The sequence below is a fragment of the Pseudomonas sp. CFII68 genome (genome assembly GCF_000416195.1).
GTDB classification, from domain to species: Bacteria; Pseudomonadota; Gammaproteobacteria; order Pseudomonadales; family Pseudomonadaceae; genus Aquipseudomonas; species Aquipseudomonas kilonensis.
Map to the genome: position 1 here is coordinate 1 of NZ_ATLN01000111.1, position 13,043 is coordinate 13,043.

Sequence of the window (13,043 nt, forward strand, 5' to 3'; positions counted from 1 at the left end):
ATCGCTGTGGGAGCAAAGCTTGCTCGCGATGGCGCCAGCCCATTCAACACAGGATCACCCGTCGGACTGGCATCCCAAGCCATCGGCCTTATAATGCCCGCCTTTGCGTACCTCAGCAGGCTGTAATTCCTTGGCAAACATAGACAACCCGGCCGCCGAAATGGCGGCCGACGGCTTTTTCCGGATCGCCTTGGGCGTTGAATACAAAGGCTCGCGCTACCGTGGCTGGCAGCGCCAGGCGTCCGGCGTATTGACGGTGCAGGAAACCCTTGAAAACGCCCTGTCCAAAGTCGCCGACTCGCCCGTGTCGCTGCATTGCGCCGGTCGTACCGATGCCGGCGTGCATGCCTGCGGCCAGGTGGTGCATTTCGACACCCAGGTCGAGCGTTCGATGAAGGCCTGGGTGATGGGTGCCAACATCAACTTGCCCCACGACGTCAGCGTCAGTTGGGCCAAGGTGATGCCGGCGCATTTTCACGCGCGCTTCAAGGCCATTGCCCGGCGTTATCGCTACGTGATCTACAACGATCAGATCCGTCCGGCGCACCTGAACGAAGAGATCACCTGGAATCACCGCCCGCTGGATGTCGAGCGCATGGCCGAGGCCGCGCAATACCTGGTTGGCGTCCATGATTTCAGCGCCTTCCGTGCCGGCCAGTGCCAGGCCAAGTCGCCGATCAAAGAGTTGCATCACCTGCGCGTGACTCGTCACGGCAAGATGATCGTGCTCGACATCCGCGCCAGCGCGTTCCTGCATCACATGGTGCGCAACATTGCCGGTGTGCTGATGACCATTGGTGCTGGCGAACGGCCGGTGGAGTGGATCAAGGAAGTGCTCGACAGTCGTGTCCGCCGCTCCGGTGGCGTCACGGCGCACCCGTTTGGCTTGTACCTGGTGCAGGTCGAGTATCGGGATGAGTTCGAACTGCCGGAGCGTTACATCGGGCCACATTTCCTCACCGGCTTCTCGGAACTCGACGGCTGACGCCCTCCGCAGCATTTGCTACCATCCGGGGCTTTCACGGATTTGCCTGAGGTTTTACCCATCATGCCGGTCGTTCGCAGCAAGATTTGCGGGATCACCCGCGTCGAGGACGCGTTGGCGGCGGTCGAGGCCGGGGCCGATGCTATCGGGCTGGTGTTCTACGCCAAGAGCCCGCGCGCGGTGACGGTGCAGCAGGCGAGGGCGATCGTCCAGGCCTTGCCGCCGTTCGTGACGTCCGTGGGCCTGTTCGTCAATGCCAGTCGTTGCGAGCTGGGCGAAATACTCGATGCGGTGCCGCTGGGCTTGTTGCAGTTCCATGGCGACGAGACCCCAGCCGATTGCGAAGGCTGGCATCGTCCGTACATCAAGGCGTTGCGGGTCAAGGCCGGGGATGACATTGCCGCCAGTTGCGCAGCGTTCGCCAGTGCCAGCGGCATTTTGCTGGACACCTATGTGGAGGGCGTTCCCGGAGGGACCGGCGAAGCGTTCGATTGGTCGCTGGTGCCTCAGGGCTTGGACAAACCGATTATCCTGGCCGGTGGCCTGACCGTGGACAACGTGGCTCAGGCCATTCGCCAGGTTCGCCCTTACGCGGTGGACGTGAGCGGCGGGGTGGAGCAGAGCAAGGGCATCAAGGACCCGGCAAAGATTCGTGCATTCATGGCCGCTGTGCGCAGTAGCCAGTCGTCAATGTGACGGCTGGCAGACTGCCGCCGTCCATACCAGCACTGTACAAAACAGGCAGGCGCCGCCTCCGGGTGGGCCGATAGCGAAGTGGTAGCCGCCGTGCGGTTGCCGGGATGGCTGAGGAAGGTTGGGTTGCACGCAGGTCATGTCTTGCACTGACCGTGGCGGCCCCTCGACTCGCCGCACAATGAATTTAGCTCAAGGGCATACGCGGGGCCGCGAACCAGAGCGTTCGGGCCGCCGGTACTGGAGAAAGAAAGCATGAGCAACTGGTTAGTAGACAAACTGATCCCTTCGATCATGCGTTCCGAGGTGAAGAAAAGCTCGGTGCCTGAAGGTCTGTGGCACAAGTGTCCGTCCTGCGAGGCGGTGCTGTACCGTCCCGAGCTGGAAAAGACCCTGGACGTTTGCCCCAAGTGCAACCACCACATGCGCATCGGCGCGCGTGCCCGTATCGATATTTTCCTGGACGCTGAAGGCCGTGTGGAGCTGGGTGCCGACCTGGAACCAGTGGATCGCCTGAAATTCCGTGACGGCAAGAAATACAAGGATCGCCTGACCGCTGCCCAGAAGCAGACCGGCGAAAAAGACGCGCTGATATCCATGACTGGCACCCTGCTGGGCATGCCGGTGGTGGTCTCGGCCTTTGAATTCTCCTTCATGGGCGGTTCCATGGGCGCCATCGTCGGTGAGCGCTTCGTTCGTGCTGCCAACTACGCTTTGGAAAACCGTTGCCCGATGATCTGCTTTGCCGCTTCCGGCGGTGCGCGGATGCAGGAAGCGCTGATCTCCCTGATGCAAATGGCCAAGACCTCCGCGGTGCTGGCGCGTCTGCGCGAAGAAGGCATTCCGTTCATTTCGGTGCTGACCGACCCGGTCTACGGCGGTGTTTCCGCCAGTCTGGCGATGCTGGGCGACGTGATCGTCGGCGAGCCAAAAGCCCTGATCGGTTTTGCCGGCCCGCGCGTGATCGAGCAGACCGTGCGTGAGAAACTGCCGGAAGGCTTCCAGCGCAGTGAGTTCCTGCTGGAGCACGGCGCCATCGACATGATCATTCATCGCCAGGAGCTGCGTCCGCGCCTGGGCAACCTGCTGGCGCAACTGATGGGTCTGCCGACGCCGAAATTCGTCGCCGCACCGATCGAGCCGATAGTGGTTCCGCCAGTGCCTGCCGGGCTATGACCCAACGCACCCTGGGCGACTGGCTTGCCTACCTCGAGCAGTTGCATCCATCGGCCATCGACATGGGGTTGGAGCGCTCGCAAACGGTAGCGTCCCGCATGGGACTGGCCAAGCCGGCGCCCCGGGTCATCACCGTCACCGGCACCAACGGCAAGGGTTCGACCTGCGCCTTCGTGGCTTCGCTGCTGCGGGCCCAGGGGCTGAGTGTCGGTGTCTACAGCTCGCCGCACCTGCTGCGCTACAACGAGCGGGTGCAAGTGAACGGCGTCGAAGCCACTGACGCCCAGCTGTGCGAAGCCTTTGCCGCGGTGGAAGCCGGGCGAGGCGATACAACCCTCACTTATTTCGAGATGGGCACCCTGGCGGCGTTCTGGCTGTTTGCCCGTGCCGGTCTCGATGCGGTCGTGCTGGAAGTTGGCCTGGGCGGACGGCTGGATACGGTCAACCTGGTGGACGCAGACATTGCGCTGGTCACCAGCATTGGCGTGGACCATGCCGATTACCTGGGCGATACCCGCGAATCCGTGGCCTTCGAGAAGGCCGGCATCTTTCGCCAGGGCGCGCCTGCGCTTTGCGGCGATCTCAATCCTCCCCAGCCGTTGCTGGACAAAGTTCGCGAATTGAACTGCCCGTTCTTTCTGCGCGGGCGGGATTTCGACCTGGCGATGACCGAGCAGCACTGGCAATGGCGCGGCAGCGACCTGCAGGGCAATCCGCTGGAGTTGCACGATCTGCCCTTGCTGGACCTGCCGATGGAAAACGCCGCGCTGGCGCTTCAGGCCTACCTGTTGCTGGGTTTGCCATGGGATGCCGGGCAAATCGTCCAGGCGCTGCAGGCGACCCGTGTGGTCGGGCGCCTCGATCGTCGTCAGTTCGATTGGCAAGGCAAGCGCCTGAACCTGTTGCTGGATGTCGGCCATAACCCCCACGCGGCGCAGTACCTGGCCGAGCGCCTGGCGCGGCGGCCCGTGGCAGGGCGGCGGCTGGCGGTGTTCGGGCTGCTGTCCGACAAGGATCTGGATGGCGTTGTCGAGGCGTTGGGTGCTAGTGTCCAGCATTGGGCGGTGACGCCACTGGATTCGCCGCGCTCGCGTACCGCGGCGCAGTTGCAGGAAGCCTTGCAGCGCCGCGGTGCTTCAGTGCAAGCCTACGCTAGCGTGGCCGACGCGCTGGAAGGGCAGTGCGCCCTGGCGACGGCCGATGATGAAATCCTGCTGTTCGGATCATTTTTTTGTGTTGCCGAGGCCCTTCAATGGTTGGCCCGGCGCTCCACGGAGGAGGCTGCAGATGGCATTGCTGGATAAGGCGTACAAGCAGCGCATGGTCGGGGCCCTGGTGTTGGTGGCCCTGGCGGTGATTTTCCTGCCGATGCTGTTTTCCCGTCAGGACGAGCAGCGTCAGGTCACGGTCGACGCGCCGGCCGCGCCCCAGGCGCCTTCGGTGCCGCCTGTGCAGGTTGAGCCAGTGGTCGTGCCCGAGCCCCAGGCGTTGCCTCAGGAACCTGTGCCAAGCGACGAGGAATTGGCTGAGCAACCTGCGGTGCCTTCTACGCCGATTGCACCTGCACCTGCCACGCCTGCCCCCGCCGCGCCAAGCAAACCGACTGTCGCGCCGGTGCCTGTTCCAGCAACACCGGCTATCAAGCCGGCCCCGAGCCAGCCGATCACTGCGGCGCCCACCAGGCCGGACACGACCCAGAGTCGTGTGGATGCCAATGGCCTGTCCGTCAGTTGGTCGGTGCAATTGGCCAGCCTGACCAGTCGCGAAAGTGCCGAGAACTTGCAGAAAACCCTGCGTAGCCAGGGCTACAACGCCTACATTCGTTCCGCCGATGGCAAGAATCGAGTGTTTGTCGGGCCGCTGATCGAGCGTGCCGAGGCTGACCGCCTGCGTGACCTGCTCAGCCGCCAGCAGAACCTCAAGGGTTTCGTGGTGCGCTTCCAGCCAGAGCGCGGCTGACAGCGATTTAGCTGATTTGAATCACGCAGCTTACCGACAGCCCTGCGCTCTGCTAAAATGCGCCGCCTTATCCGTCTGTAGGCTGCACCGTGCCATTTACCTGGGTTGACTGGGCGATCGTTGCGATCGTCGCCATCTCCGCATTGATCAGTCTGAGCCGCGGCTTCGTCAAGGAAGCCCTCTCGCTGCTGACCTGGATCATCGCGGGAGTCGTAGCCTGGATGTTTGGTGGTTCGCTGTCCCAGTACCTCGCCGGATACATCGAAACTCCGTCGGCTCGCGTGATCGCGGGCTGTGCCATCTTGTTTATCGCCACCTTGCTGGTTGGCGCAATGATCAATTATCTGATCGGCGAACTGATTCGCGTCACCGGGCTTTCCGGGACGGACCGGTTCCTGGGCATGGCCTTTGGCGCGGCGCGTGGCGCGTTGCTGGTGGTCGTGGCCGTCGGGCTCTTGAGCCTGGGGCCGGTACAGCAGGATACGTGGTGGCAGGAGTCCCGGCTCGTGCCACAATTTCTATTGGTCGCAGACTGGTCCAAAAACCTGATCCTGGGTTGGAGCAGTCAGTGGCTTGCCAGCGGTATCAGCGTACCCGCTGAAATACCGTTCAAGGAACACCTCTTGCCGATGGCCAAAACGCCGCAGTAAGTGTTGTTCAGTTCAGATCCATTAAGTAGGGGTTGCGTCGCATGTGTGGCATCGTCGGTATCGTCGGTAAGTCGAACGTCAATCAGGCGCTGTATGACGCGCTAACCGTGCTCCAGCACCGCGGCCAGGACGCTGCCGGTATCGTGACCAGCCATGACGGCCGGTTATTCCTGCGCAAGGACAACGGCCTGGTGCGTGATGTGTTCCACCAGCGCCATATGCAGCGCCTGGTCGGTCACATGGGTATCGGCCACGTGCGCTACCCGACCGCGGGCAGCTCGACGTCGGCTGAAGCCCAGCCGTTCTACGTCAACTCGCCGTACGGCATCACCTTGGCGCACAACGGCAACCTGACCAACGTCGAGCAACTGGCCAAGGAGATCTACGAATCTGACTTGCGCCACGTCAACACCAATTCCGATTCGGAAGTGATGCTCAACGTCTTCGCTCATGAGCTGGCCCAGCGCGGCAAGCTGCAGCCTACCGAAGAAGACGTGTTCGCCGCCGTGACCGACGTGCACAACCGTTGCGTCGGCGGTTATGCGGTGGTGGCGATGATCACCGGCTACGGCATCGTCGGTTTCCGCGATCCCCACGGTATCCGCCCGATCGTGTTCGGCCAGCGCCACACCGACGAGGGCGTCGAATACATGATCGCCTCCGAAAGCGTGTCCCTGGACGTGCTGGGCTTCACCCTGATTCGCGACCTGGCCCCGGGCGAAGCGGTCTACATCACTGAAGACGGCAAGCTGCACACCCGTCAGTGCGCGACCAACCCGTCCTTGACCCCATGCATCTTCGAACACGTCTACCTGGCGCGTCCGGATTCGATCATCGACGGCGTCTCGGTCTACAAGGCCCGCCTGCGCATGGGTGAAAAACTGGCCGACAAGATCCTGCGCGAGCGTCCGGACCATGACATCGACGTGGTCATCCCGATCCCGGACACCAGCCGCACCGCGGCCCTGGAGCTGGCGAACCACCTGGGCGTCAAGTTCCGCGAAGGCTTCGTGAAGAACCGCTACATTGGCCGGACCTTCATCATGCCGGGCCAGGCTGCACGGAAAAAATCCGTACGCCAGAAGCTCAACGCCATCGAACTGGAGTTCCGCGGCAAGAACGTGATGCTGGTGGACGACTCCATCGTGCGTGGCACCACGTGCAAGCAGATCATCCAGATGGCCCGTGAAGCCGGCGCCAAGAACGTGTATTTCTGCTCTGCGGCCCCGGCCGTGCGCTACCCTAACGTCTACGGCATCGACATGCCGAGTGCCCATGAGCTGATCGCTCATAACCGTACCACCCAGGATGTGGCCGACCTGATCGGCGCCGACTGGTTGATCTACCAGGACCTGCCGGACTTGATCGAAGCGGTCGGGGGCGGCAAGATCAAGATCGAGCACTTCGATTGCGCGGTATTCGACGGCAAGTACGTCACCGGCGACATCGACGAGGCCTACCTGAACAAGATCGAGAACGCACGTAACGATGCGTCCAAGGCCAAGACTCAGGCGGTCAGCGCGATCATCGATCTGTACAACAATTGATTAACCAACCGGCCCTGAGGGGCCGGTTTGCGTTTTAACCGATTTCAGGAGTGACAGCATGAGTCAGGATTGGGATGCCGGTCGGCTGGACAGCGACCTTGAAGGCGTAGCGTTCGATACCCTGGCGGTTCGCGCGGGTCAGCACCGTACACCGGAAGCCGAACATGGCGAGCCGATGTTTTTCACCTCCAGCTATGTGTTCCGCACCGCTGCCGATGCAGCCGCACGGTTTGCCGGCGAGGTGCCGGGTAACGTTTACTCGCGCTACACCAACCCGACCGTGCGGGCCTTCGAGGAGCGCATCGCCGCCCTGGAAGGCGCCGAGCAAGCCGTGGCCACTGCCACCGGCATGGCCGCGATCATGGCCGTGGTGATGAGCCTGTGCAGCGCTGGCGACCACGTGCTGGTGTCGCGCAGCGTCTTCGGCTCGACCATCAGCCTGTTCGAAAAGTACTTCAAGCGCTTTGGCGTCGAAGTCGATTACGTGCCTCTGGCGGACCTGTCCGCTTGGGATGCGGCAATCAAGGCCAATACCAAGCTGCTGTTCGTCGAATCGCCTTCCAACCCCCTGGCCGAACTGGTGGACATCGCCGCGCTGGCGGAAATCGCCCACGCCAAGGGCGCCATGCTGGTGGTCGATAACTGCTTCTGTACCCCGGCGCTGCAACAACCGCTGAAGCTGGGTGCGGACGTGGTGGTGCATTCGGCGACCAAGTTCATCGACGGCCAGGGCCGTTGCATGGGTGGCGTGGTGGCCGGTCGTAGCGAGCAGATGAAGGAAGTGGTGGGCTTTTTGCGCACCGCAGGCCCCACCCTCAGCCCGTTCAACGCCTGGATCTTCCTCAAGGGCCTGGAAACCCTCGGCCTGCGCATGAAAGCCCATTGCGCCAATGCCCAGGCCTTGGCCGAGTGGCTGGAGCAACAGGACGGCATCGAGAAAGTGCATTACGCCGGCCTCAAGAGCCATCCGCAACATGATCTGGCTTTGCGTCAGCAACGCGGTTTCGGTGCGGTGGTGAGCTTTGAGGTCAAGGGGGGCAAGGAGGGCGCCTGGCGCTTCATCGACGCGACCCGGTTGATTTCCATCACCGCCAACCTGGGTGACAGCAAGACCACCATCACCCACCCGAGCACCACGTCCCACGGTCGCCTGTCGCCCCAGGAACGTGAATCGGCGGGTATTCGTGACAGCCTGATCCGCGTTGCGGTCGGGCTGGAAGACGTGGCCGATCTGCAAGCCGACCTGGCCCGCGGGTTGGCGGCCTTGTGATCGAGCTGGCTACGCCGCCGAGCGGCACTCATGGCCGGGTTGCACTGGTTACGGGCGCCGCACGGGGTATCGGCCTGGGCATCGCTGCCTGGTTGATCTGTGAAGGCTGGCAGGTGGTGCTGACCGACCTGGACCGCGAACGCGGTTCCAAGGTGGCGAAGACCCTGGGCGACAATGCCTGGTTCATCGCCATGGACGTGGCGGACGAGGCGCAGGTTGCCACCGGTATCGCCGAGGTGCTCGGGCAGTTCGGGCGGCTCGACGCGCTGGTGTGCAACGCAGCCATCGCCGATCCGCACAACATCACCCTGGAAAGCCTGGACCTGGCTTACTGGAATCGGGTCCTGGCGGTGAACCTGGGTGGGCCGATGCTGCTGGCCAAGCACTGCGCGCCGTATCTGCGCGCTCACAACGGCGCCATCGTCAACCTGGCCTCGACCCGCGCTGCGCAATCGGAACCCGACACCGAAGCCTATGCGGCGAGCAAGGGCGGCTTGCTGGCCCTCACTCATGCCCTGGCCATCAGCCTCGGGCCGGAGATCCGGGTCAACGCCGTCAGCCCTGGCTGGATCGACGCGCGCGATCCCTCCCAGCGTCGTGCACAGCCGCTGACCGACGCCGATCACGCCCAGCATCCAGCGGGCAGGGTAGGCACGGTAGAGGACGTGGCGGCGATGGTGGCGTGGCTGTTGTCGCGCAATGCCGGTTTTGTCACGGGGCAGGAGTTCGTGGTGGACGGTGGCATGACCAAGAAAATGATTTATACGTAACTGCGGTTGCGGGTGCCGTTTGAAACTGTTTTGAAAAAACTTCAACCCTGCTATTGACTTAGCTTCGGTACCTGCGTAAATTTCGCGGCCTCAACGAAGCAAAGGGTGATTAGCTCAGCTGGGAGAGCGTCTGCCTTACAAGCAGAATGTCGGCGGTTCGATCCCGTCATCACCCACCATGTTTTACGAGAGTTTTGCGAAAGCAAGACGGAAGCTGTCAAAAGCCTCCACCGACGCGCAGCGGTAGTTCAGTCGGTTAGAATACCGGCCTGTCACGCCGGGGGTCGCGGGTTCGAGTCCCGTCCGCTGCGCCATATTTTCCGAGGCAGGTTCGCCTGGTTCGAGATTCAAGCCCAAGGGTTTGGATCAGACGAGTTAACTGGACGCAAGTCCATAGCGATACGCAGCGGTAGTTCAGTCGGTTAGAATACCGGCCTGTCACGCCGGGGGTCGCGGGTTCGAGTCCCGTCCGCTGCGCCATATCTGCTTCGAGGCCCACTGAACGCCTTGAAGCTAAGAAGCAAGCTGCAAAGCTACTTCTAGTCGATAGCAAAGACCCTGGTCGAAAGACCGGGGTTTTTTGTTTTTGTGGTTTGGGTTTTTCTATCTCCTCTCACGCGCCCTTTGCCAATCTGACGGCACGTTTGACGATGCGTTCTTATTCAGTATGATTGACTTTAAATCGAATCGCCGAGAGCTGCGTAGAATCAGGCGACCTGAACTCAAGAAGCAGTAACGATTTGGAGCAATCCCGACATGGCTACCACCACGAAAACCCGATCTGTCACGGCTCACGTTCCTGAGCAGTTGGCCCAAAAAGTCGATTTGATGGCGGAGCGTCTGGAGCGCTCCAAAAATTGGATCGTTAAACAGGCACTGTCGGCTTGGATTGATCAGGAAGAAGAGCGTAGTCGCTTGACTCATGAGGCCCTGGCTGATGTTGACGCCGGTCGGGTGATTGACCACCAAGCTGTCCAAGCCTGGGCTGATAGCCTTAGTACTGACACTCCGTTGCCGGTGCCGCGCTGATGGAGTTGAAGTGGACGAGCAAGGCGCTCGCTGATATCTCCCGGCTTTACGAGTTTCTGGCGGCAGTGAATCAGCCTGCTGCAGCACGAACGGTGCAGCAGCTCACCGCGGCACCGATCACGTTGCTGACTAACCCGCGTATAGGCGAACGCCTTGAAGAGTTCGAGCCACGGGATGTGCGCCGAATTCAGATCGGCCATTATGAGATGCGTTACGAAATAATACATTCCACCGTTTACCTGCTGCGCCTGTGGCATACCCGCGAGGATCGATAACAGGGTTAGCCGGCAGCGGGTGACGAATCGCGAATCTCAGAACCCAAGCTTATCCCGCAACCCGTAATACCAAGCCCCCATCGCCGCAAACGGCGTACGCATCAACTGACCGCCTGGGAAAGGGTAGTGGGGCAGGTCCGCAAACGCATCAAAACGCTCAGCCTGACCCCGCAGCGCCTCAGCCAGGACCTTGCCCGCCAGGTGCGTATACGTCACGCCATGGCCGCTGCAGCCCTGGGAATAATAAATGTTATCCCCCAGCCGCCCGACCTGCGGAAGACGCGACAGCGTCAGCAGGAAATTTCCGGTCCAGGCGTAATCGATCTTCACATCCTTGAGCTGCGGGAAGGCTTTGAGCATCTTCGGACGAATGATCGCCTCAATGTTCGCCGGATCCCTCGCGCCATACACCACGCCGCCGCCGAAGATCAGCCGCTTGTCGCCCGTCAGTCGGTAGTAATCGAGCAGGTAGTTGCAGTCTTCGACGCAATAATCCTGAGGCAGCAGGCTATGCGCCAACTCATCACTCAACGGCTCGGTGGCGATCACTTGTGTACCGCAAGGCATCGACTTGGCCGCCAGCTCTGGCACCAGATTGCCCAGGTAAGCATTGCCCGCCACGATAATGAACTTGGCCCTGACCTTGCCCTGTGGCGTATGCACAACCGGGCTGGCACCACGCTCGATGCGCACCGCTGGCGATTGCTCATAAATCACCCCGCCCAGTGACTCCACAGCCGCCGCTTCGCCCAAGGCCAGGTTTAGCGGATGAATATGCCCGCCGCTCATATCGAGCATGCCGCCCACATACTCATCGCAAGCCACCACCTCGCGAATACGCTGCTGGTCCAGCAACTCCAACTGGGTATGCCCGAAACGCTCCCATAAACGCTTCTGCGACTCCAGGTGGCCCATCTGTTTAGCGGTGAGGGCGGCGAATACACCACCGTCCTTCAAATCACACTGAATCTGATACTTCGCCACTCGCTCACGAATGATCCGCCCGCCCTCGAACGCCATGTTGCCCAGCAATTGCGCCTGCTGAGGACCGACGCTGCGTTCGATCACATCAATATCGCGGCTATAACTGTTAACGATCTGCCCGCCGTTGCGACCCGAAGCCCCAAAGCCGACCTTTGCCGCCTCAAGCACGGTGACCTTGAAACCGTTCTCCAGCAAAAACAGCGCTGAGGACAGGCCGGTGTAACCTGCGCCGATCACGCACACATCCGTCTCGACGTCATCCTGCAGGGCGGGGCGCGGAGGAACCGGGTTGGCCGACGCGGCGTAATAGGACGCTGGATAGGATGTGTTCGCCATTCTGCAACCTCTGTTTTATATTTTTTACGAATGCAGCGATCCTACCCGAGATAAAAATCGGCCGCCAGCCACCGCAAAATCTTCGTTGCCTTGGCGAAATTAAATATTTTGCATATTCATAGGGTTAGGTGAAAAAAAGGTGTTGACACCCCTCCGGAATTCCGTAGAATGCCGCCTCACAGCAGGCACGTAGCTCAGTTGGTTAGAGCACCACCTTGACATGGTGGGGGTCGTTGGTTCGAGTCCAATCGCGCCTACCAAACAAAATCCGCTCTGCTGGGCGGTCTAGAAGGGCTCACCGAAAGGTGGGCCCTTTTTTGTTGGCGTACACATAAGGACATGGTCATGCGGGTTGTCACTTCCGTAACTTTTCTTGCTGTAGCACTTGCTGGTTGCTCTGGAATACCTTCAGTTCCATACGAAGAGCCTGCTCAATCAGAGGGAATGGCGCGTGTTCGCGTTATCACGAACGCTGACGTGTATGGCGATAGCATCGTCGGCAGTTGTGCTCCTGCTACCCGGCATAAAATGGCTGAAGCCGGACGTTTCGGGCAGGACGGTACGGCGAGCATCAACTATCCGCAGTATCCCCTGAAGTCGGCGAGCGTTGGCGTACCGAAAAGAGTTTGGCCCAGTCTTATCCAGTACATCCCTGCAATTCGGATGGGGGAAGGGGCTTACAAAGAGGTCGTAACCGAGTATCGCGTCAGGGCGGATCTGCCATTCCAAATTGCAACCCGGGGCGCGACCATTGCGGGCAACGGCAGCTCTTACCGGACCTGTGGTGGCCAGGCGCTCGTTTACAAGCTGGAACCAGGGAAAGACTACGAAGCGGTGGTAGGGGTGGATGGCAGACCAAGCAAAGATGGCGAGCCAGCGCTAATTTGCATGTTGGCGGTTCTCGAACTTACCACGTTGCCTGGCACTTCGATTGTGATTCCCCAAAAGCTGACGCATGCTGCGGCTCCGCAGGTGGTCTGCAAAAACTGATAAGCACAGCCCGCTGTCGAGCGGGTTTTGCGTCTAGCAGAAACGAGAAAGCCCCGACTTGGATCGGGGCTTTTGCGTTGCGGCGGATAAAGGGAGAACGGGGACAGCCCCTGAGGGATCTTTACAAATCTACTCCAAACTCTGTGCCTGATGATGCGCCTCATCGCGCAGAGCCTTCTCGAGTTTTTCTAAATGCTCTCGTCCGCCGCCGCTCCCCCTCCGATCCTACTGCGCAATGACTGGGCCCTTCCCGCATAGCACCTAGACCATCTTCTCTACGACTGGCACACTCGCATGCCCCTGTGATTGATAACGTTCCACCCAGATTTGGCCACAGTCTCGGCATTCAAATGTCGTCTCCCACCTCTTAAAGTCGGTA

At 60.9% G+C, this 13,043-nt stretch carries 13 protein-coding genes and 4 tRNA genes; 16 read left to right on the forward strand and 1 reads right to left on the reverse strand.

The features are described from left to right. Positions 1-160: 160 nt before the first annotated feature. The 14 genes from truA (at position 161) to CFII68_RS07620 (ending at position 10,354) form a co-directional block, all read left to right on the forward strand. The gene (gene truA / locus CFII68_RS07685) at positions 161-985 is read left to right on the forward strand and encodes a tRNA pseudouridine(38-40) synthase TruA (protein WP_018610821.1); all 825 of its coding nucleotides are present in this window, start codon (positions 161-163) and stop codon (positions 983-985) included. 63 nt (positions 986-1,048) lie between these two features. Next, the gene (locus CFII68_RS07680; protein WP_018610822.1) at positions 1,049-1,681 is read left to right on the forward strand and encodes a phosphoribosylanthranilate isomerase; all 633 of its coding nucleotides are present in this window, start codon (positions 1,049-1,051) and stop codon (positions 1,679-1,681) included. Positions 1,682-1,933: 252 nt separating this feature from the next. Continuing rightward, the gene (gene accD / locus CFII68_RS07675; protein ID WP_018610823.1) at positions 1,934-2,854 is read left to right on the forward strand and encodes an acetyl-CoA carboxylase, carboxyltransferase subunit beta; all 921 of its coding nucleotides are present in this window, start codon (positions 1,934-1,936) and stop codon (positions 2,852-2,854) included. Beyond that, positions 2,851-4,158, forward strand: coding sequence for a bifunctional tetrahydrofolate synthase/dihydrofolate synthase (gene folC / locus CFII68_RS07670; RefSeq protein ID WP_018610824.1), 1,308 nt, complete (start codon positions 2,851-2,853; stop codon positions 4,156-4,158). The genes accD and folC overlap by 4 nt, the downstream gene beginning before the upstream one ends. Continuing rightward, entirely contained in the window at positions 4,142-4,813 is a 672-nt protein-coding gene (locus CFII68_RS07665) for an SPOR domain-containing protein (protein ID WP_018610825.1), read from the forward strand. Before folC ends, CFII68_RS07665 begins: the two co-directional genes overlap by 17 nt. 89 nt (positions 4,814-4,902) lie before the next feature. Continuing rightward, the gene (locus tag CFII68_RS07660) at positions 4,903-5,463 is read left to right on the forward strand and encodes a CvpA family protein (protein WP_003179770.1); all 561 of its coding nucleotides are present in this window, start codon (positions 4,903-4,905) and stop codon (positions 5,461-5,463) included. 41 nt (positions 5,464-5,504) lie between these two features. After that, positions 5,505-7,010 (forward strand): amidophosphoribosyltransferase, encoded by a 1,506-nt coding sequence (gene purF / locus CFII68_RS07655; protein WP_003203840.1) that lies wholly within the window; start codon positions 5,505-5,507, stop codon positions 7,008-7,010. Positions 7,011-7,068: 58 nt separating this feature from the next. After that, a complete protein-coding gene (locus CFII68_RS07650; protein ID WP_018610828.1) occupies positions 7,069-8,280 on the forward strand; it encodes an O-succinylhomoserine sulfhydrylase in 1,212 nt (403 codons plus the stop codon). Continuing rightward, on the forward strand, positions 8,277-9,050 hold the full coding sequence (locus CFII68_RS07645; RefSeq protein ID WP_003203835.1) for an SDR family oxidoreductase: 774 nt from the start codon (positions 8,277-8,279) through the stop codon (positions 9,048-9,050). The genes CFII68_RS07650 and CFII68_RS07645 overlap by 4 nt, the downstream gene beginning before the upstream one ends. A 103-nt stretch (positions 9,051-9,153) precedes the next feature. After that, positions 9,154-9,229: transfer RNA gene (locus tag CFII68_RS07640), tRNA-Val, on the forward strand. 58 nt (positions 9,230-9,287) lie between these two features. Further along, positions 9,288-9,364, forward strand: a tRNA-Asp gene (locus CFII68_RS07635). Between the two features lie 89 nt (positions 9,365-9,453). Next, positions 9,454-9,530, forward strand: a tRNA-Asp gene (locus tag CFII68_RS07630). Between the two features lie 276 nt (positions 9,531-9,806). After that, entirely contained in the window at positions 9,807-10,079 is a 273-nt protein-coding gene (locus CFII68_RS07625; protein ID WP_018610829.1) for a CopG family ribbon-helix-helix protein, read from the forward strand. Continuing rightward, positions 10,079-10,354 (forward strand): type II toxin-antitoxin system RelE/ParE family toxin, encoded by a 276-nt coding sequence (locus CFII68_RS07620; protein WP_018610831.1) that lies wholly within the window; start codon positions 10,079-10,081, stop codon positions 10,352-10,354. The genes CFII68_RS07625 and CFII68_RS07620 overlap by 1 nt, the downstream gene beginning before the upstream one ends. Positions 10,355-10,390: 36 nt before the next feature. Here CFII68_RS07620 and CFII68_RS07615 read toward each other — a convergent pair whose 3' ends face one another. After that, positions 10,391-11,674 (reverse strand): FAD-binding oxidoreductase, encoded by a 1,284-nt coding sequence (locus CFII68_RS07615; RefSeq protein ID WP_018610833.1) that lies wholly within the window; start codon positions 11,672-11,674, stop codon positions 10,391-10,393. 183 nt (positions 11,675-11,857) lie between these two features. On the opposite strand from CFII68_RS07615, the gene CFII68_RS07610 reads away from it, so the two are divergent. After that, positions 11,858-11,934: transfer RNA gene (locus CFII68_RS07610), tRNA-Val, on the forward strand. Between the two features lie 85 nt (positions 11,935-12,019). Next, positions 12,020-12,664 carry a hypothetical protein gene (locus CFII68_RS07605; RefSeq protein WP_033062788.1) on the forward strand — a complete coding sequence of 215 codons (645 nt, stop codon included), beginning with the start codon at positions 12,020-12,022 and terminating at the stop codon, positions 12,662-12,664. Positions 12,665-13,043 lie beyond the last annotated feature (379 nt).